The following is an 18,588-nucleotide window of genomic DNA, read 5'->3' as shown; positions in this document are numbered from 1 at the left end:
CCATGGACATACTGATGTCAAAAAAAGAGATCCTCAGAAGGCTCAACAGTCTCAGAATACAACCGGACGGTTTATCACAAAGGAAATATGGCGTTTCTGTAAAATATTTTTCCGGTAACGAACCTATTCCTGACAAGAGAATTGATTACGAAATCGCTGTCGATCTTGAGCTTGAACACCACAGAGGTATTCTGACCATTCATAAGGATCATATTTTTTATAACCAACATGAACCAGACGGAGTGAATGAAATTTTAGGAAACGCCATTTCCAGGGCATTCTATCCTATCCAGACCCATCTTAACGAAAAGGGATTAACCACAAATGAAATCCTCAACCACGAAGATATAAAACAACGTTGGGAAAAAGAAAAAGCACGCATCCTTGAAAAATACAGCAGCGGCCCTCTGAACGATTTCTTGCTCGCAGCTGATAAAAAAATCAGCAACAGATCCGGATTGGAACAAAGCCTGCAGTTTGACTGGTTCTGGAATTTATTTTTCCATCCGAAATTTATCAATTATGGAGAAGCAAGAAAAACAGAAACAGCCTTGTTTTTACCGGTTATTCCCTATCAGTTTCCATTGAGGTTCCAGGGAATCCAGACAATTAATAAAATTCCCACGGATTACCATTCTTTCATCATAGAATTTGAAAGTAAAGAAGAGCCGGCCCACCCCTATTTTATTCCTAAAAATGCGGTGCATTCAAATTGTTTTATGACATTAAAGGTCATTTTCGACCTGGATGTCTATCATCATTTTCCGATGCATATCCGTGCAGACTTTGAAGTGTTCTCAAAAGATCTCACCGGAAACAGGAATTTAATCAAAAAGATAAAATACACCCAGTTTCAGCAGAATACTGACGGGTTCAGATTTATGAAACTAAGTCCGGGCAGTCCTTTCATCACGGGCGGACTCGTGGTTTCGGAGCCTAATAAATGGGGATTTTACAAAAATAAATATGAAAACGACTGGTAAAATAAAAAAACACTAATTTTACACACCACACAAATCAATTAATATGTCTTTAAAAGAAAAAGTAGTACAGGGAGCCCTATGCCAATGTCAGTTTGGTACTACTCCGGACAAATTAAAAGTACTTACTCAAAAAAAATATTTCGTAAACGACTTAAACGGAAGCTCAAAACTGGCTGCCACCCACAAAGATATAGGCACCACTTTTGAGAAAAACACGTTCGGACCCTGCAAAAAACAGAATAACAAACCCTGTAATGCCATCGTCACCGAATGGAGCGGATATTACGAAAAGGAGAAATATTCGCCGCCGGACGGCTATATCCTGCTTCAGGACAGCAAAGCCACCTGCCCTATCGGTGGAAAAGACTGCATCAGCATCATCAAAACCGGACAGATGGGCGAGCCTTCTCAGAACAATATAAAAAATGCTGATGAAGACCTCCAGTCCCATGTCAATCCTGTTATTGATATGAGGAATTACCAGACCAATGACGCCTATAAATTCGGATTTTAATGGGAACAGCCGGCATAAAAAAAGCTTTAATTAAAGAGCCTAAACAGAATGTAAAGCAATACGGAACTGGATTTATCGTAGAACTGGGGCATTCCCAAAACGCTTTTACCGCTTATATAGACAGGAGCTGCCTGGGAGCAGGAACTCAGAATCCCGACAATACCATCAACAGCGTAAAATGGTTTCTGGTGAGAGAGCATATCTGGCAGGCCTACAAAGCTCTTTATCCTACACTGGGACCGAATGATTTTTTTGAAACCTTAAAGACTCAGACCCAGGATCATAAGACTTTTGAGGGAAACAATAAAGAAATAAATATTGGAGACATTAAAACTTCTAACGGAAATGTCGGCGTTATACATCTGTTGATCCCTTTCAGCGTTTATCCTGAACTGGATGGCGTAAATGCGTTAAGGGTTGTGGCATTAGACCGGCCCCAGGTTCTATATTGCCATTTTAAATTTCCTTCAGGCGGTTATCTTCCCTTACAGAACACAGAAAAGAAAGCCGCTTACGGACAGACTGTACAGGCAGAAATATACACCCACCTTCTGCCGGATTTCAACAACAGGCTGGACAAATTTGTTTTTAATGTAGAGTTAATTAACAAAGGAAAAGTGGTTGCCTTCCAGAAAGATGTGGAAATTACAAATCCGGGACAGTTTGTTTATAACGGGAGAAAATCCGTACGCTTTTTCCTGGACCCTGAATGGCAGAAAAACCATAACAGTGAAAAGCAGGATGAAAAATTTTACCTGAGATTAAGCGGTATTATAGGATTTACTGCTCCCGTTCTTATCTCTGCTGATGCACAGCGAACTACGGGGGAATATGATTCTGAACGGGCAACTTCAGACTGGTCAAGGCTTGAACATGGCAAATGGGTCTATGATACGTCCAGGGAATTACTGGTTCCTTACGACACCATGAGCTCTATGATGGGGCAGTTTGAGGTTCAGAAAAATAACCAGATCCAGTACATCGGGGACATTCGCTATACCAAAAGAGAATATGACCCCTGTGGGTATTCAAAAATCACGATCAAAGATGAAAATGACGGTGACAGAACCCCTTTAGTGATTTTTAATGAAGATGATGCGAACATTGACAGGACTTCGCAGGTTTTTGGCATTACAGCCGGAGACTCGAGAAAAAAAATTTCTATCACACTAGATAAGCTCACGACAAAGGATGTTTTTTGCCAGGGCCTGTTATTGGATGAAGGCCAAAAACATACGGTACAGACCAACGTCTTTCAGGTAGAAAAAGTAAATGCAGCCGTAAGGACTTCCGAAGGCTTCTCTACACAGGAAGACTCCACACATAATCAGCAACAAAAAAATGCAGGTGTTGCAACGACCAACGAAAACAGAACGGACAGAGATGTCATAAAATCCGACAAATCCTACAATCCTGCACAGATTCAGCAATGGCAATTCGGAACAGATTATAAATTTGAAGGTGACAACAAGATGATATTAATGCCAAAATATGTTTATAATAAAACATTTTTAGAAGGCAGAATAAATAAATATCCGGCTCAGGTTGCCAATATAATGTGGCTTTTTAATTATTTCATTCTTTCTGATGATCTTGCCCAAAGCTATTTTGTTCCTATCAGCACCTGCAGGTACCCAAACCAGATTGCCAAAATCAAAGTATATCCTGATATAGAATGGGAAGTTGCTTTTTTAGTAACCATCGGCCGGGGTTATTCAGGAAAAATAAAATATTCAAGAGAAAGGCTGAATGGCCACCATCAAAATTATAATTTCAGATATTTAAGGAGTGAACTTAATATTGAAGGTACACAGACTTCCAATTTAGGCTGGGTTTTAAAAGCAAAAGCTGTTGAAAATGGCAAAGAACACGAGATCGGTATTGAAAGCATAAAAAAAGTTGTTGATACTGCCGTCGGAGCTTTTAACATGACAAGACAATATCTTGACGTGTTTAATCCGAGCCATAGCGACGGAACGCCCAGTTTAGCACAATCCAGACGGGTAATTGAAATCGATTTTGCGATCGATCCGCCCAATATAGGTTTTGCACTGGGCTGGAAATTCGGGAAAGCAAGTACAAATGAGATCGTTCCGATTTACACAGGAGGCCTGAGAGCCGACCCTTTAATCGGGTTAACCATAGCTGTCGATCTTGTTCCTTTAGTCAGATTTTTAGGCCCGATCGGAAGAGTAATAGGCTGGATCATCCAATTTATTGAATGGCTTTCAAAATCAGATCTTTATATCACTTTTGAAGTCTCATTGCCTGTAAAAGCAGATTTGAGTTTATCTTATAACCGGATTGACGGATTTGCCAACCGCGGAAAACAAAAAATGTGGGTGGAGCCCGGTGTTACCCTTCGTGCAGGATGTAAAAGCAATGAAGTAGTCCTCATCCCCACAACTACTGCCAGCGGTGGTACGGGAAACACAGAAGTGGAAAAATGGAAAGTGGAAGGAAATGTGGCAACATCTTTGACCTTTGAAAAAGAATGGGGATTTGATATAGGACAGGGAAAATATTATGAAAAATCAACCGTAAATTTCAAAGGGGCAAAAATGACGATTGTAGTCAGTGAACTGATCAGTAACAGAAGAATTGATTTTAAACCCACCCATCAACGAGTTTTCACTATAATTGAAGAACCAAAAGATCCTATCTATGACTCAGGAAAAATATATATTAATGAAAAGAAGTAAGTTTTTATTCGCCATAATTTTTGTTTTGTGCGTTTACAGCTGCAAATCACAGAAAAAAGAAAATCCGAAGACATTGGGAAGTACTAACTTTGATATTGAAAAAATTTCTTTTAAAGAAGATATCACTACGCTTTTCGGGAAAAATAAATATTATAAAACTTCCATAAAAGACAGTAATGCTTATGATATTGCCTTTAATTATATTGTAAGTAAAAAAGAAAATCAGAACATCAGAATTTCACTGGGAAATATTGATCTTAGTACGTATAAATATGATTTTAAAATAAGTAAGGACAACAAAATCATCGGTATTTCTACATCATTTGTCTCCAAAGAAAATATGAGAGACAAGATTATCCAGAATATTGATGATCAGTTTAAAAAAAACAGGGTAAATATTAATCAGTTATACAAAGATCCTGCAGTTTACCGTTGGGAGGCTCCAGATAAAATTATCCACTTTACCTACTCATCTTTTGAAGGAGACCATATTTACAATATTTCTGTTGTGAACAAAAATTTCAGCTGCGACACATTTCCTTTGGAACAGGTTTTTGTAGGCGAAGATATCTGTTTAAAAAAATACACCAAAAAATAATTAATATGAAAAACCCTTTCTATCTTGCAGAATTGCAGGTAAGAAACTGTCAGGCTGAATTACTGATTAATGACATCCCCTGTTTTGAACATTCTAAAGAAGGCGGTATGGCAGTGGATTGGCCCATCAATTCATATATTTTAAAATCGGGGAAACAGTTTTTCACTATTAAAGCCAACTGTTTTGAAAATGAAGGACGGATCAGCAGGCAAGCGTCGGTTGACCTTAAAATTACCGTAAGAGATGCCTTTGATTTCTCTTTTCCAAAACAGGTTATAAAGCAGCACTTCCCAATTTCTTTTGAAGATAAAGATACACAGATGTATACATCCGGAGACTTTTTTGAAGCAGAAGTTCCCTATGTTTTGGAAGGCTGGAAAAATTCTTTTGATTTCTCAGATTACATTAACGGCAATAATCCTGTAAAAGAAGGTATTTTAAAGGAACTCGAAATCTATTATGAAACTTTCCACACAATCATACAAAACAGGGAAACTGACCGGTACAATGCTTTAAACAGTCAACGATTTGAAGAAATAACAACAGCATTTTATCTCAGTAAAGAAGAAAAGGAAGCAAGAAAGAAAACAATCCTGAATTCCTCGAAACAGAATGTCGGGAAAATTGATTTTTCTGAGTATTCATTACATTTTTATGGTAACAAAAACCAGGTGGTGGGAATAAAAACTCATGATCAGCCGTGCGGTTTTGTTTTTGAAAACAGTGAAGGAATGATTATTACAGAACTTGCCCTTTTTCACCGTAAAAACGGTGAAAATAAACTCTCATTAATCAGATAATTTACAATGGATTTTTTTACGGTTTATCATAACAACAGCAATCTTGTTATAGAAAACTCTTTTGTAAGAGAGATAATGTCATTTGATTCTATTGACGATATACTAATTTTCCGGTCTCAGGAAAGAGGTAAATTTAAGGTATTCATATTTACCGTTTCGCCTGTTACCGCTGAAGCAAGATCTGAAGGATTTATCAATAAATCAGTATTGGCGGCATTTAAATTTTTTAATAAAAACTCAAATGAGATTAAAACACATTTTGAAGAAAAAGAATTAAATACACTGTTAAAAATTTTATCTGATAATTTAGATCATGTATTCATTCCAAATGATTTAGAAAACAGCTTTTTATGGAGAGATACAGATAACGGTTTTCAGATAAAAGGAATAAAACTTATTTACAGTAAAAATAAATTAAGCCTGGCAGAAGTGTTGAAGAAACATAACATTTTAAGGTAGCCAGACTATTCCCTGAAGAATATACTTTATACTTTCTCAACAATCTTCTGAATATTAAGCTCCTCCAGACAGGCCCAGTCGCCACGGAAACATTCCCTGTCCCCGAAAACCGAACACGGCCTGCAGGTAAGGTCCTTAACCTGCACGATATCATTTTCACTCTGCCCGAAACCTAAGAATCCGGCGTACGGATGGGTCTGCCCCCAGACAGAGACACACCGTGTGCCCACCAGGCTGGCCAGGTGCATATTTGCAGAATCCATGGAGATCATCAGTTCCAGCTGGGCGATTTTATTAAGCTCTTCGGTAAGGTTCAGCTTTCCTGCGAGGCTGAAGGTATTGGGGATTTCCTGTTCCCATCTCTGCAGGACTTCCGTTTCCTTTTCCCCGCCTCCGAAGAAATAAACGGTATTTTTTTGAGACAGAACCCTGGCTAATTCATAAGATTTTTCCAGCGGGAGCATTTTTCCCCGATGCTGTGCAAAAGGCGCAAAACCAATCCCCGACTTATGGATCGCTGCCGGCCTTAACTGATGTGACAGTTCCACCTTAAAGCCCATTTCGCGGAATACATCAGCATAACGTTCCACGGTTCTCCTTAACTGCTTCTTGTTCAGGTTCCAGATGTCAGTAAGCTGTTCCTTTTCCTCCTTTCCTTTATTGATCTTAAAAACCTTCAGGCCTTTGCGGCGGTAAATTTTATCTAAAATTTTTGTCCTGATCACGTCATGGAGGTTCGCAACCAGATCGGGATGGAATTCATTGATTAATTCATTGGCCAGTTTTCTCAGGCCGAAAAAACCTTTATACTCATCCAGATTGATGCCTTTGAAGATAACATTCGGAACTCCTGCAAACAGGCTCCCGAAATTCTTCCGGGACACCATAATAATTTCCACATCAGGGTTCTGCTCCAGAAATTCCCGGAACACAGGCACGGTCATGGCAACATCGCCAAATGCGGAAAAGCGGTATGCTAAAATTCTGGTCACAACTATGATTTCAACTGATAGGCTACTGCGTAAAATTTAATCTGTTTAGTCATGGCCATCAATCCGTTGGCTCTGGAAGGGGAAAGGAACTCCTGCAATCCGATTTTAGAAATAAAATCAAAATCAGAATCTAAAATTTCCTGGGTAGAATGGCCGCTGTAGATGCTTACCAGAAGGGATACGATTCCTTTCGGTAAAATACCGTCAGAATCCGCATCAAAAAACAGTTTCCCGTCTGTGAACTCCGCATCGATCCATACCTTGCTCTGGCAGCCTTTAATCAGGTTGTCATCGCTTTTTCTGTCATCAGGAAGCCCTTTAAGCTCTTTCCCGAGATCAATAATATATTCATATTTCTGCTCCCAGTCTTCGAGAAACGCAAATTCGTCGATGATTTCCTGCTGTTTTTCTTTAATGGTCATTTTAATTGATTTCTTTAGGCAAAGATACTAAATTATGCCTTAGGCATGAAGCAATAGGGTACGGCGAAATGTAATAATATGAACAGCCTTCTGATCTTAATTGCTGACGCTACAGTGTCTCTGATGCTCTTTCAAAAACCTGCAGGAGCTTAATTTCCTCGTTTTCCCAGCACAGGGCAGCAGCTGCTTTTTCAAGCTCAGGCTGATAATTTTTCCTGCCCTTAGAGATAACGGTCTTAACAGCCTGCGCAATATGTTCAGGCTGATGATCCATAATGATTTCTCCGATATCAAACTGCTGCTTAATATTCTGCATTTCAGGGAGCCCGGAAAGAATTAGCGGTACACGCGCCTGGATACAGTCCAATACTTTATTGGGCAAAGAATAATAATAGCTTTCTCCGCCGTTTTCTTCAATACTCATTCCGCAATCGGCTGTTAATGTTATTTTTCTTAAATCCTGCGGCAGTAGCTTCCCTAAAAACTGAACTTTTCCCTGAAGGTTTTCCCGGATCACAAGCTCTTCATATTCTTTCTTCTTCGGGCCGTCGCCTGCAATTTTAAAAATTACACCCTCCAGATGATGCATGGCCAGAATTGCCTTATCAATACCGCGGAACGGATTGATGACTCCCTGGTATAAAAGGATTTTCGGGTAATTTTCAGGAATATCAGGAATGTTATCTATTTTTTTCGGTGCATTCTGGACAACAGTGGCATCAATTCCGTACTTGTTTCTGAACCAGGCTGCATAGCTTTCGCTTGCCGTTATCATCAGCCTGATATCAGGAATGACAGATTTTTCAAGGTACCGCCACAGTTTTTGTGACATTTTGCCCTGAACCGCCGGCATTTCTGAAAAGATCTCATGGCTGTCAAAAACAAGCGGTATATTTAACTTTTTAGCAATAAGGTAATTCGGAAGAAGGGCATCCAGGTCATTTGCGTGGAGAATGGTATTCCTATCCGCTTTTTTCTTTAATTGATGATACAGTTTCCAGTTGAATTCAAAATACGCGGTTTTTAAGCTTTTGGACATTAGGTGGATTCTTGAAAAAGAATAAGGCCGGACCATTTCTTCTGCCCCGTTCCAGTCATTTCCGATAAGTTCAATTGTATAGCCGCTTTCATACAAGGTATGGCAGACCTTTTCTATACGCTGATCCGTGTATAAGTTGCTGAATGCAGAAGTAATGATCTTTTTCCGTTGCATTATTTATTCCGGTCTGATAAAAGATGATACACCTGTATGAAACAGATGAGCGCATTCGGGATGATAACCGGCCAGAGCAGCCCGCTGAAAATACCGTAAATTACAAAGCATATATAGCCGATCATATTGACGATCCTGATCTTTCTTATATCCTTCAGTATAAAACTCAGTACGATAAAAAGCGATGCGGAATATCCTATATAGGCAGCAGTTTCGGAATTCATGAAAAAAGTTTAGAAGGTCACAAACTTAATCATTTTCAGTAAGATAATAAAATTTTTTCTGCCATAAAGTCATTTATTGGTTTTTGGTAAAATATTTGTAATTTAGATAATGGATAAACGGTAATGTTGCCTTTATTCTAATGAGATACATTATGGATTATAAGTTTTCACAAGGTTTGAGCCAGGTGTTCAAACAAAGCAAAAGCGAAGCGAAGAGGCTGAATAGTGAATTTCTTAATACAGAACATCTACTTTTAGGTATTATAAAAACAGAAAACTCTGCAAAAGAAATCCTTCAGAACCTTAATGCGGATTTAACACAGATCAGAAGAAAAATTGAAACTCTAAATACATCAAGTCTTAATCCTATTTCTGAAGAAGTAACCAATATCTCTTTCACGAAGATGGCAGACCATGCCATTAAACGTGCAGAGCTGGAATGCAGACAGTATAAAAGCAATGAAATCAATACCGTTCACCTGCTTTTAGGCATTCTGTATAAATATGAGGATCCTACTTCTAATGTTTTAGGCGCTTATGATATTGATTATGAAGGCGTTTCAAAGGAATATCAGACGATGCTGAAAAATTCCGGGCAGGCACCGCAGATGAGTGCCTATGATGACGATGACGAAAGAGAGGATTTTGAACAGATGAGGAAACCTACGGGTAACCTGGGCGGTTCTAAAAGCAAAACCCCTACCCTTGATAACTTCGGAAGAGACCTTACTTCTCTGGCAAGAGACGGAAAATTAGATCCTGTCATCGGCCGTGAAAAAGAAATTGAAAGGGTTTCCCAGATTTTATCCCGCAGAAAGAAAAACAACCCGCTTCTTATCGGGGAGCCGGGCGTTGGTAAATCTGCCATTGCGGAAGGTCTGGCTTTAAGAATCCAGCAGAAAAAAGTATCCCGGGTTCTTTACGGAAAACGTGTGATCACACTGGATCTGGCAAGTTTAGTAGCCGGAACCAAATACCGTGGGCAGTTTGAAGAAAGAATGAAGGCTATTATGACGGAACTGGAAAAAAACAGGGATGTCATCTTATTCATTGATGAGCTTCATACGATTGTAGGTGCAGGAAGCTCTACAGGAAGCTTAGATGCCTCCAATATGTTCAAACCGGCTTTGGCAAGAGGAGAAATCCAATGCATAGGAGCTACCACGCTGGATGAATACCGCCAGTATATTGAGAAGGACGGTGCTCTGGAAAGAAGATTCCAGAAAGTAATGGTGGAGCCTACTTCTATTGACGAAACCATTCAGATCCTGAATCAGATTAAAGATAAGTATGAAGAGCATCATAATGTGATTTATACTCCTGAAGCAATTCTGGCGTGTGTCAATCTGACCTCAAGATATATTACAGACCGTTTCCTTCCGGACAAGGCTATTGATGCCATGGATGAAGCCGGATCCCGTGTTTATATTAAAAACATGAAGGTTCCGACTGAAATCATTGATTTTGAAAAGAAAATTGAAGAGATCAAGGAACTTAAGCAGAAGGCGGTAAAAGCGCAGGACTATCTTGAAGCTAGAAAACTGAAAGATGAAGAGGAAAGGCTTCAGATGGAACTGAATTCTGCCCAGGATAAATGGGATAAAGATGTAAAAGAGAAAAAAGAAACCGTAACGGAAGAAAATGTTGCCGAAGTGGTTTCGATGATGAGCGGCGTTCCTGTAACTAAAGTTGGTAAAAACGAACTTGATAAGTTAGCCGGAATGGATAATCATCTGAACGGAAAAGTAATCGGTCAGGAAGATGCTGTGAAGAAGGTGGTAAAAGCCATCCAGAGAAACAGGGCCGGGCTTAAAGACCCGAACCGTCCAATCGGTACATTTATTTTCTTAGGGACAACCGGTGTCGGTAAAACCGAGCTGGCGAAAGTAATGGCAAGGGAGCTTTTCGAATCTGATGAGTCACTGATCAGGATTGATATGAGTGAATACATGGAGAAATTTGCCGTTTCAAGATTGGTGGGTGCGCCTCCGGGATATGTTGGATATGAAGAAGGCGGACAGTTAACGGAAGCGGTGAGAAGAAAACCTTATGCTGTGGTTCTTCTGGATGAGATTGAAAAAGCCCATCCTGATGTATTCAATATCTTACTGCAGATTCTGGATGAGGGTCATGTTACCGACAGTCTGGGAAGAAAAATTGACTTCAGGAATACCATTATTATCCTTACGTCAAACATCGGAACAAGGGATCTTAAGGATTTCGGGGACGGTGTAGGATTCGGGACTGCTGCCAAGAAAACGGGTACAGATTCAAGAGCGAGAAGTACCATTGAAAATGCACTTAAAAAAGCATTCTCTCCGGAGTTCTTAAACAGGATAGATGATATTGTGATCTTTAATTCTCTTGAAAAAGAAGACATTAAGAAAATCATTGACCTGGAGCTGAACAAACTGTACAGCAGACTGGAGAAATTAAACTATAAAGTGGACCTTACCGATGAAGCGAGAGAATTTATCTCTGAAAAAGGATGGGATAAAGATTTCGGGGCAAGACCGCTGAAAAGGGCAATCCAGAAATACATCGAAGACCTGTTGGCCGAAATGTTGGTAAACAAGCAGTTAAACGAAGGTGAGACTGTAATTCTTGATGTAAATGAAGCAAAAGATGCTTTAACCGGGAAAACTTCAAAACCGAAGAAATCTGCGGCTGAAAAATCTTCTTAATTTTAAAAATTAATTCAATACAAATAGAAAGCACCGGAGTTTCCGGTGCTTTTTGTTATTAAGATCAGGTATAAACTGAATCTGAAATCAATAATATTAAAGTCCAACCACAAAACCGATATTCGGAACCAGTCCTGTAGAAAATATGCTTGAGTTTTCCTTCCAGAGCACATTGTACATCAGCCCGATCTGCATAAAAGAATTGTTGCCGATTCGCTGCATATAACCGCCGCCGAGATACAGGGCATCTTCCTGGTTATTCATTTTATAATCATAAAACTTATCCTTATAATTGATAAAATAATGCTGGTAATTGACACTCAGGTAAAACATGTCAGCAATATAATAATTGACGAAAGGCCCGATACCAAACATGGTGGAACGGTAAAAATCTGAAGTCTGCCAGGAAACGCTTCCCGCCAGTCCGCCTTCAAGATCATCCATAAGCCTGTACCCGACTCTCGGCGAAGCTGATAAATAAAAAGTACTCTGGCTTCCGAAACCCACGCCGATTCCGCCGCCAAATGTCCAGCGGTTACGGTTTGCGGATAATGAATCTGCTGCAACCTGGGAAAATACAGACCCTGAAATAAGAAAAAATAAAGGAACTATCAGTTTTTTCATAGCATTGTTTTTATCGATGTTTAAAATTATGCTTTTTTTACGAATTTTTTTAGTTGTATTTTTGCGGCGTCAAACTAAGAACTCCCGTTAAGAGTTTCGTAAAATTGAAATAAAATGAAAGTAGTAGTAGGATTATCCGGAGGTGTAGACTCCAGCGTCACAGCATATTTATTGCAGCAGCAGGGCCATGAAGTAGTGGCTTTATTTATGAGGAACTGGAACGACGCTTCGGTAACACTGGAAGATGAATGCCCGTGGATTGAGGACAGCAATGATGCGCTGATGGTCGCCCGGAAATTAGGTATCCCTTTCCAGGTGATCGATATGAGTGAGCTGTACAAGGAAAGAATCGTTGATTACATGTTCGATGAATACCAGAAAGGAAGAACCCCGAATCCTGATATTCTGTGCAACAGAGAAGTAAAATTTGATGTTTTCATGAAAACAGCGATGTCTCTGGGAGCGGATAAAGTAGCCACCGGACATTATGCAAGAGTAGACTCAACAGTCGATGAGAACGGAAAAGAAATTTTCCATTTACTGGCCGGACAGGACAATAACAAAGACCAGTCTTATTTTTTGTGCCAATTATCTCAGGATCAATTGTCTAAAGCATTGTTTCCGATCGGGGAACTGACGAAACCTGAAGTACGGGAGATTGCCAGGGAAATCGGGTTGGTAACCGCCGATAAAAAAGATTCTCAGGGATTATGTTTTATCGGGAAAGTAAGCCTTCCACAGTTTTTACAGCAGCAGCTGGTTCCGAAAGAAGGTGAAATTGTGGAAATTTTCAAAGATTCAGCCTTATTTTCTCAGGAAATCCCTGAATTTTCTTCAAAACAGGAAGAACTGGAATTTTTAAGCCGTAAAATCAGTTATAAAAAATCCGATGGAAAAGTGATCGGAAAGCATCAGGGAGCCCAGTTTTTCACCATCGGACAAAGCAAAGGATTAGGAATCGGCGGACATAAAGAAAGCTGTTTTATTATCTCCAGAGATATGGAAAACAATATTATCTTCGTGGGTGAAGGACACCAGTTTCCGGGACTGCTGAAGAAAGCTCTGAAAATAGATAATGCTGAACTCCATTGGGTACGTGAAGATTTAAAGTTAAAAAATGGCGAATCTATGGAAGTAATGGCAAGATTCCGCTACAGGCAGTCATTACAGAAAGCGACGGTGTACCAGTTTGAAGATGCCTTTTATATTGAATTTGAAGAAATACAGTCTGCCATTGCAGAAGGACAGTTTGCGGCATGGTATATTGATGAAGAGCTTCTGGGAAGCGGTGTTATATCGTAAATAAAAACCGGATTCTTCTGTAACATATTTTGGGTTGTTATACTTACTCTGTAAATAACAATAAAAAATATCATTATGAAAGCCATTTTAGAAAACAGTTATTCATCATTCCATCAGATTATTATTGCTGTTGTATCATCATTTTTCGGATATCACCTGTACCAGGAAATCATGCATCCGGAGAAGTCACAGCTTACCTTAAGCATTATCCTGATGGTACTGACGTACGCCCTGATCAATAAATACGGGATTAAACCCGAACAAAAAGATAAAAGATAAAATATAATTTACCTGATACATAAGCCCGGAGCATTCTGTTTCGGGTTTTTGTTTGAATACGAATGGTATTGTTATGCGGTTACTTTATTTAATTCTTTAACTGATGTATTCTAATATAAACCATCATAATGATTTCTACCGTTAAAATAATCAGTAAATATCCCACAGGCTTTCCCAGATACATTCCCCTGATCAGCTTAATAATTCCCAGAATCAAAATTGCCATTGTGAAATAAAAAGTACTCCGGGAAATGTGTTCTATAAATAATTTCAGAAGGAGAACTGAAACATAAAATCCGGACAGCAGGATTAAATAAAACCTGAGAAAGTAAGTTCCTTTTAGAGAAACCGGATTTAAAGTGTGATTGACAAAAATAAGCCACAGCAAGCTTATCAGAACCGGAACAGTATGGATGATTATTTTTTTCATACTACTCTTTTTATATTAATCACCTCCTCCTCCACAGCCTCCGCACCCGCTGCCGCAACTGTTTCCACACGAATTGCTGCATCCTGATGAGCCGGCATCTCCGCCATTTCCGCAGCTGCTTCCTCCCCCGTTGTTGTTCCGGTCTTTAGGGTTATTATTTCTGTTGAGGAAAGCACCGGCAATAAATAGTACGGGGATGACTATGAACAGGGCCGATATAGAGTACACAACATCTGAACAGGAACTCAGCATAAAAATCACAGACAGTAATGAGACCATTTTAATGTTTTGCAACCCCGGTTTTTTATATTTCTTCTGTTCCTTTTTATCTGTCCAGATGTCTTCCGGAGCCTGCTGATGAAAAACTTCCCCGTAATTTTTTAATGTTTCAGAAAACCAGGTTTCATGTTTTGCTTTTTCATTACGGCCTCCGTTGGAAGGATGGTGATGGAGTTTCTGCTGCAGGACATTTGGGCAGAATTCTTCCCAGTAATTCCGGGTGTAGATCAGATGCATATGCCAGACTTTATCAATCACCCGGCTCGGAGAGGCCCCGCCCGGTACAATACAGCAGAGATAAACGAATTTTTTATACTCTTCAACAGCCTTTCGGGTAAAGCTTTCCGTCCAGTTTTCCTCCAATGCCAATTTCTTTGAAAAAGGGAGGTCTGCACCGGGAGCATCTGGTGAAAACTCCCGGATCCTGTTCCATAGGTTTCTGTCCTGTACAATGATTTTTGTTTCCATTGGTTTAACTTTTAAGGTTTACTCAAATTTGCATTGAAATAAAAATATAAAAGTCTCACAATAATCTTTTTTGGTTTTAAAAAAATCTTAAATTGGTCTTATAAAAACCAATAGACCGATGAATAAAGAAGATATTCTGCATCTGGAAAAATTAATGAACTTTTTAAGCCGCCATTTTTTAAAGAAAAATCATTGGGAAAGTGTTTCAAAAACCGAATGGTCTTATATTGTTGCAGAGCTCAATGACCTGATCATCAGTGAAAATACAGAGAAAAACATTAAGAAGAAGCCTGATCTTTTAGGTCTGAACTATTTGTATGAGCATCTCATTATCAATAAACTGAAGAAATACCAACAGAATAACAATGCGGTTTTAAGCAAACCGAACCTGGCCAAGTTAAGCCTGATGGTTAAGGTTTTAGGATATTCAAATTATATCGAATTTATCAATTCCAATACGGAAGCCTTTAATTTTAATGACCTGAGAATTGATATGGCTCATGTTAAGCAGAATACAGAATTGCTTGACAGGCTCGTCGGGTGCTGGTATTCTTACAACAGGAACCTTCCGGAGAATCCCATACAGGCAAAAGAAGACCGGATCTGGCGTTCGGCAACAGAAATTTACAAGTCTGAAACTTCGGGTGAATATTTCATTGAAAGAAGCGGCGGCGACCGCCATAAGTATTTCGGGAAGGTAACGGCCTATTCAGATTATGTCTTCATCATCATGAACAGCAATACATTCCTCCGCCAGCGCCATTTTATTTCAAGAATAAAAGACATCAAGGAAAAGCTGAAAAATCCTGAATATAAGCTCCATGAACTGCATTTTATAAGTACGTGTATAAGTTTTAACCATGAGCCGATTGCCCTTTTCGAAATCTTCCAGAAGGCAGACCGGAAAACGTTTATCCCCGATTCCGTCAGCTACCCGATTGACAGCGAAGAAATCCCTGCAGCTATTGTACAGCAGCTTGAAGACACCGATTCTAACCGTATAGATTACAGATAATTAGCTCTTATAGAGTCAGATTGGAATTCCGATGTAATGAAGCCTGCAATCAGCCAACCAGCCAGTCTTTAAAATCCTTCACGCGGTCCCGGCTTACCGTAATTTCTTCCTGCGGCTGGAACTCCATCTCCACTTTATAATTGGGGGAAGTATGGATATTTTTAATGTATTCTGAATTAATGACAAACTGACGGTTTACCCTGAAGAACTTCTTTTCATCCAGTACTTCTTCCAGCTCATCCAGAGTGAAATCTGACGGATAGGCCCTTTCCCGGGTCTGCAGGTAAACAATTTTATTTTCACTGTAAAAACAGCTGATTTCCTGGGTCTGCACTATTTTCAGATTGTACCCTATTTTAACCAGAATCCTGGAAAGCGTGGTTTTTTCTGTTTTAATCAGCTGCTTAATCTCCTGCGAACTGACAGAATGGTCTGACGGGAGAAAAGATTTGAATTTTTCAACAGCGCCGGATAGGTCTTCATCCAGGATCGGTTTCAAAAGATAATCAATGCTGTTTAATTTGAACGCTTTCAGGGTATACTGATCAAATGCTGTCGTATAGATGATGAAGGCTTTCGTCGGGATCTTTTCAAAAATATCGAATGATAAGCCGTCTCCTAAAACAATATCGGAAAAAATAAGCTGCGGATGTTCATGTTCAGAAAACCATTCAACGCCTTCCTCTACCGATTCTATTTTGGCAACCACTTCTATTTCAGGAAATTCATTAAGCATTCTTTCCAATTTCCTTGAAGCCGGTTTTTCATCTTCAATAATGACTGTTTTGATCATTGGGTTTCTTTTTCCGATTTAAAATTCCGAATAAAAATACTTAAAATAAGGCAGATCTTAAAACTGAATCGGCTTCTTTGTTTTATTAAGCTCTTTTTCCATAACTCCTCTTTCCCATTCAGCATCCAGGATAAACAGCCTTACCGCTTTTACCGTCAGGATAATGCCCCAGATCAGAAGGATGACAGAGCCGTTCCACATAGAGAAATTAAAAATTCCCTTTTCAACAATATCATTAAAGAGGATGATAAAGGATACAATTCCGAACCATAAAAGGTTCTTATAGAATTTTTTCAAGTCGCTTACTCTTTGTTGTGCCTGATTGTAGTTCATTTTGATTTAATTTTTAAGGTTGACAGTACAGATTGAATTGTTTTTATATTTTCGGTTCCTTTTTCATGAGTTCCCTGATTTTTTTCTCTTCCCAGCTCTTCCCGATGCCGAACGTATTGATTCCGTGTGCGGCAATGCCTATTCCCCACCCTAACATCGGCCAGAAGAACCAAAGGTATTCCTTGGAAGTTATAAGGTTCAGAACAATAAGAAACGGGATGATCAGGCAGTAAGAAGTAAGGTTCCCGTAGAATCCTTTTAATTCTTTCACTCTTTTTGAGGCTCTTTCGTAAGCTGCGTTCTCCTGGTTGAATAATGTTTCCATAATTTTTATTTTTAAGTTAAACTGTTTGTTTTTGTTGAGACAAATGTAGGTCAGGATAACACTTCAAATCAATTTTATATGACCGAACGGCAGGAAATGGCAACCGAACGGTAAAAATCCCGACTCAACGGAGAATCGGGATTTTATCTGCTGTACTGTTTGCCGGTTTAGATTAAAGGGACCGGTTTAAATACCCTGAGCTCAGGACAAAAAATATTTCTGATTTTCTAATAAATAAACGGAATCAGTTTTTTTGTTTTCCGTCTGTATTCGATGTATTCTTCACCAAACTGCTCAATCAGAGCTTTTTCTTCAATCCTGATCCTGTAACTGAAAGCGATGAAAGGAGGGACAATTGCGAAAATCAATGAAAGCCAGTTATTTAAATACAATCCGAGCCCCAGGGAAGTCAGTAAAGAAAATGCATAAGAAGGATGCCTTACATACCGGTAGAATCCCTGTTTCATGATTTTATGATCCTGTCTTATGGTTACATCTACCGTAAAATACTTCCCGAGAGACCTGATGATGATAAACCGTACAATAATCCCGGTCAGAATAAAAAACACGCCCGTATATACTGTCCAAACCTCATCAGAAATCGGAAATTCTGTATAGTTGGAGGATATAACCGCACCTGCTATTGAAAAAGGAATGGCAATCCAGAGAAAATTCAGTGTTGAATGATCCTTATCTTTCCGGTCCCCTTCTCCGGATTTCAGCATCTTTTTGTAAAGAAATTCGCTCAGAAACCAGGCAACCATGGAAGCCGTAAATATGATCTGTACTATATTCATTATGTTTTATTTATCAGAAATGCCTGTAGCCTTAATATTTTACAGCTGCTTTTCTTTTTCCATCAGTTCTTTAATCTTCTTTTCTTCCCAGTTGTTTCCGAAGATGAACCCGGGAACGAATACACGCAGCGCATAAACAGCAAGGCCGATTCCCCAGAATACCGGAAGGCTGAAATATTTAAACTGCCAGATGCTTTCATGGGGCTTTAATGCTTTGTAATTCACTGATAAAAGGAAAATATTTACGGCTGCGTAAACAAAGGCAAAGACGTAAAAATTCTTAATCTTTTTAACCCTTCTTTCTGCTTCTTTATACCTGAAGTCGTCCTGGTCTATATTTTTCATGAGCTGT

At 39.3% G+C, this 18,588-nt stretch carries 22 protein-coding genes; 10 read left to right on the top strand and 12 right to left on the bottom strand.

Features of this window, described 5'->3' with window-relative positions; genetic code table 11:
- Positions 1-2: 2 nt before the first annotated feature.
- The 6 genes from ASE55_RS00485 to ASE55_RS00460 are packed head-to-tail and all read left to right on the top strand — an operon-like array spanning position 3 to position 6,056.
- Complete coding sequence (locus ASE55_RS00485) at positions 3-983, top strand: hypothetical protein (RefSeq protein ID WP_056214013.1); 981 nt, start codon at positions 3-5, stop codon at positions 981-983.
- Positions 984-1,026: 43 nt separating this feature from the next.
- Positions 1,027-1,497 (top strand): DUF4280 domain-containing protein, encoded by a 471-nt coding sequence (locus ASE55_RS00480; RefSeq protein ID WP_056214010.1) that lies wholly within the window; start codon positions 1,027-1,029, stop codon positions 1,495-1,497.
- On the top strand, positions 1,497-4,199 hold the full coding sequence (locus tag ASE55_RS00475) for a hypothetical protein (RefSeq protein WP_056214007.1): 2,703 nt from the start codon (positions 1,497-1,499) through the stop codon (positions 4,197-4,199). The genes ASE55_RS00480 and ASE55_RS00475 overlap by 1 nt, the downstream gene beginning before the upstream one ends.
- A complete protein-coding gene (locus ASE55_RS00470; protein ID WP_128414467.1) occupies positions 4,186-4,797 on the top strand; it encodes a hypothetical protein in 612 nt (203 codons plus the stop codon). The genes ASE55_RS00475 and ASE55_RS00470 overlap by 14 nt, the downstream gene beginning before the upstream one ends.
- A 5-nt stretch (positions 4,798-4,802) precedes the next feature.
- A complete protein-coding gene (locus ASE55_RS00465) occupies positions 4,803-5,597 on the top strand; it encodes a hypothetical protein (protein WP_056214002.1) in 795 nt (264 codons plus the stop codon).
- 6 nt (positions 5,598-5,603) lie between these two features.
- Positions 5,604-6,056, top strand: a complete 453-nt coding sequence (locus ASE55_RS00460) for a hypothetical protein (RefSeq protein WP_056213999.1) — start codon at positions 5,604-5,606, stop codon at positions 6,054-6,056.
- Positions 6,057-6,082: 26 nt separating this feature from the next.
- Here ASE55_RS00460 and ASE55_RS00455 read toward each other — a convergent pair whose 3' ends face one another.
- The 4 genes from ASE55_RS00455 to ASE55_RS00440 all read right to left on the bottom strand — a co-directional run bounded on the left by ASE55_RS00455 (position 6,083) and on the right by ASE55_RS00440 (position 8,907).
- A complete protein-coding gene (locus tag ASE55_RS00455; protein ID WP_238584959.1) occupies positions 6,083-7,048 on the bottom strand; it encodes a glycosyltransferase family 9 protein in 966 nt (321 codons plus the stop codon).
- Positions 7,049-7,050: 2 nt separating this feature from the next.
- A complete protein-coding gene (locus ASE55_RS00450; protein ID WP_056213995.1) occupies positions 7,051-7,470 on the bottom strand; it encodes a SufE family protein in 420 nt (139 codons plus the stop codon).
- A 109-nt stretch (positions 7,471-7,579) separates the two neighbouring features.
- A complete protein-coding gene (locus ASE55_RS00445) occupies positions 7,580-8,683 on the bottom strand; it encodes a glycosyltransferase (protein ID WP_056213993.1) in 1,104 nt (367 codons plus the stop codon).
- The gene (locus ASE55_RS00440; protein ID WP_056213990.1) at positions 8,683-8,907 is read right to left on the bottom strand and encodes a hypothetical protein; all 225 of its coding nucleotides are present in this window, start codon (positions 8,905-8,907) and stop codon (positions 8,683-8,685) included. Before ASE55_RS00440 ends, ASE55_RS00445 begins: the two co-directional genes overlap by 1 nt.
- A gap of 152 nt (positions 8,908-9,059) precedes the next feature.
- On the opposite strand from ASE55_RS00440, the gene ASE55_RS00435 reads away from it, so the two are divergent.
- Positions 9,060-11,591, top strand: a complete 2,532-nt coding sequence (locus ASE55_RS00435; protein ID WP_056213987.1) for an ATP-dependent Clp protease ATP-binding subunit — start codon at positions 9,060-9,062, stop codon at positions 11,589-11,591.
- A 96-nt stretch (positions 11,592-11,687) separates the two neighbouring features.
- On the opposite strand, the gene ASE55_RS00430 is transcribed toward ASE55_RS00435, so the two are convergent.
- Positions 11,688-12,215, bottom strand: a complete 528-nt coding sequence (locus tag ASE55_RS00430; RefSeq protein WP_056213984.1) for a hypothetical protein — start codon at positions 12,213-12,215, stop codon at positions 11,688-11,690.
- Between the two features lie 114 nt (positions 12,216-12,329).
- Here ASE55_RS00430 and mnmA point away from each other — a divergent pair, with 114 nt between their 5' ends.
- A complete protein-coding gene (mnmA, locus tag ASE55_RS00425) occupies positions 12,330-13,517 on the top strand; it encodes a tRNA 2-thiouridine(34) synthase MnmA (protein ID WP_056213981.1) in 1,188 nt (395 codons plus the stop codon).
- A gap of 75 nt (positions 13,518-13,592) precedes the next feature.
- Entirely contained in the window at positions 13,593-13,796 is a 204-nt protein-coding gene (locus ASE55_RS00420; RefSeq protein ID WP_056213979.1) for a hypothetical protein, read from the top strand.
- Between the two features lie 88 nt (positions 13,797-13,884).
- Here the strand turns inward: ASE55_RS00420 and ASE55_RS00415 are convergent, their stop codons facing one another.
- Entirely contained in the window at positions 13,885-14,226 is a 342-nt protein-coding gene (locus ASE55_RS00415) for a hypothetical protein (protein WP_056213977.1), read from the bottom strand.
- A 15-nt stretch (positions 14,227-14,241) separates the two neighbouring features.
- Positions 14,242-14,973, bottom strand: coding sequence for a glycine-rich domain-containing protein (locus tag ASE55_RS00410; RefSeq protein ID WP_056213975.1), 732 nt, complete (start codon positions 14,971-14,973; stop codon positions 14,242-14,244).
- 118 nt (positions 14,974-15,091) lie between these two features.
- Here ASE55_RS00410 and ASE55_RS00405 point away from each other — a divergent pair, with 118 nt between their 5' ends.
- Entirely contained in the window at positions 15,092-15,988 is an 897-nt protein-coding gene (locus tag ASE55_RS00405) for a hypothetical protein (RefSeq protein WP_056213971.1), read from the top strand.
- Positions 15,989-16,037: 49 nt separating this feature from the next.
- Here the strand turns inward: ASE55_RS00405 and ASE55_RS00400 are convergent, their stop codons facing one another.
- From ASE55_RS00400 to ASE55_RS00380, 5 genes are all read right to left on the bottom strand, one after another.
- On the bottom strand, positions 16,038-16,781 hold the full coding sequence (locus ASE55_RS00400) for a LytR/AlgR family response regulator transcription factor (RefSeq protein ID WP_082474306.1): 744 nt from the start codon (positions 16,779-16,781) through the stop codon (positions 16,038-16,040).
- A gap of 57 nt (positions 16,782-16,838) precedes the next feature.
- Complete coding sequence (locus tag ASE55_RS00395; RefSeq protein WP_056213968.1) at positions 16,839-17,114, bottom strand: 2TM domain-containing protein; 276 nt, start codon at positions 17,112-17,114, stop codon at positions 16,839-16,841.
- A gap of 43 nt (positions 17,115-17,157) precedes the next feature.
- On the bottom strand, positions 17,158-17,439 hold the full coding sequence (locus ASE55_RS00390) for a 2TM domain-containing protein (protein ID WP_056213966.1): 282 nt from the start codon (positions 17,437-17,439) through the stop codon (positions 17,158-17,160).
- 227 nt (positions 17,440-17,666) lie between these two features.
- Positions 17,667-18,236, bottom strand: a complete 570-nt coding sequence (locus ASE55_RS00385; RefSeq protein WP_056213963.1) for a methyltransferase family protein — start codon at positions 18,234-18,236, stop codon at positions 17,667-17,669.
- Between the two features lie 39 nt (positions 18,237-18,275).
- Positions 18,276-18,581: a 2TM domain-containing protein gene (locus ASE55_RS00380; RefSeq protein ID WP_056214574.1), complete on the bottom strand. Its 306-nt coding sequence runs from the start codon at positions 18,579-18,581 to the stop codon at positions 18,276-18,278.
- Positions 18,582-18,588: the final 7 nt, after the last annotated feature.

Origin of the sequence: Chryseobacterium sp. Leaf201 (assembly GCF_001421435.1) — a bacterium.
Lineage (GTDB): Bacteria > Bacteroidota > Bacteroidia > Flavobacteriales > Weeksellaceae > Chryseobacterium.
The sequence above is the reverse complement of the archived record's forward strand: the minus strand, read 5'-3'. Positions and strand labels throughout refer to the sequence as shown.

Coding starts and splice junctions, on each gene's coding strand:
- ASE55_RS00485 (WP_056214013.1), top strand. CDS start 3: ATGGACATACTGATGTCAAAAAAAGAGATCCTCAGAAGGCTCAACAGT.
- ASE55_RS00480 (WP_056214010.1), top strand. CDS start 1,027: ATGTCTTTAAAAGAAAAAGTAGTACAGGGAGCCCTATGCCAATGTCAG.
- ASE55_RS00475 (WP_056214007.1), top strand. CDS start 1,497: ATGGGAACAGCCGGCATAAAAAAAGCTTTAATTAAAGAGCCTAAACAG.
- ASE55_RS00470 (WP_128414467.1), top strand. CDS start 4,186: ATGAAAAGAAGTAAGTTTTTATTCGCCATAATTTTTGTTTTGTGCGTT.
- ASE55_RS00465 (WP_056214002.1), top strand. CDS start 4,803: ATGAAAAACCCTTTCTATCTTGCAGAATTGCAGGTAAGAAACTGTCAG.
- ASE55_RS00460 (WP_056213999.1), top strand. CDS start 5,604: ATGGATTTTTTTACGGTTTATCATAACAACAGCAATCTTGTTATAGAA.
- ASE55_RS00450 (WP_056213995.1), bottom strand. CDS start 7,470: ATGACCATTAAAGAAAAACAGCAGGAAATCATCGACGAATTTGCGTTT.
- ASE55_RS00445 (WP_056213993.1), bottom strand. CDS start 8,683: ATGCAACGGAAAAAGATCATTACTTCTGCATTCAGCAACTTATACACG.
- ASE55_RS00440 (WP_056213990.1), bottom strand. CDS start 8,907: ATGAATTCCGAAACTGCTGCCTATATAGGATATTCCGCATCGCTTTTT.
- ASE55_RS00435 (WP_056213987.1), top strand. CDS start 9,060: ATGGATTATAAGTTTTCACAAGGTTTGAGCCAGGTGTTCAAACAAAGC.
- ASE55_RS00430 (WP_056213984.1), bottom strand. CDS start 12,215: ATGAAAAAACTGATAGTTCCTTTATTTTTTCTTATTTCAGGGTCTGTA.
- mnmA (WP_056213981.1), top strand. CDS start 12,330: ATGAAAGTAGTAGTAGGATTATCCGGAGGTGTAGACTCCAGCGTCACA.
- ASE55_RS00420 (WP_056213979.1), top strand. CDS start 13,593: ATGAAAGCCATTTTAGAAAACAGTTATTCATCATTCCATCAGATTATT.
- ASE55_RS00415 (WP_056213977.1), bottom strand. CDS start 14,226: ATGAAAAAAATAATCATCCATACTGTTCCGGTTCTGATAAGCTTGCTG.
- ASE55_RS00410 (WP_056213975.1), bottom strand. CDS start 14,973: ATGGAAACAAAAATCATTGTACAGGACAGAAACCTATGGAACAGGATC.
- ASE55_RS00405 (WP_056213971.1), top strand. CDS start 15,092: ATGAATAAAGAAGATATTCTGCATCTGGAAAAATTAATGAACTTTTTA.
- ASE55_RS00400 (WP_082474306.1), bottom strand. CDS start 16,781: ATGATCAAAACAGTCATTATTGAAGATGAAAAACCGGCTTCAAGGAAA.
- ASE55_RS00395 (WP_056213968.1), bottom strand. CDS start 17,114: ATGAACTACAATCAGGCACAACAAAGAGTAAGCGACTTGAAAAAATTC.
- ASE55_RS00390 (WP_056213966.1), bottom strand. CDS start 17,439: ATGGAAACATTATTCAACCAGGAGAACGCAGCTTACGAAAGAGCCTCA.
- ASE55_RS00385 (WP_056213963.1), bottom strand. CDS start 18,236: ATGAATATAGTACAGATCATATTTACGGCTTCCATGGTTGCCTGGTTT.
- ASE55_RS00380 (WP_056214574.1), bottom strand. CDS start 18,581: ATGAAAAATATAGACCAGGACGACTTCAGGTATAAAGAAGCAGAAAGA.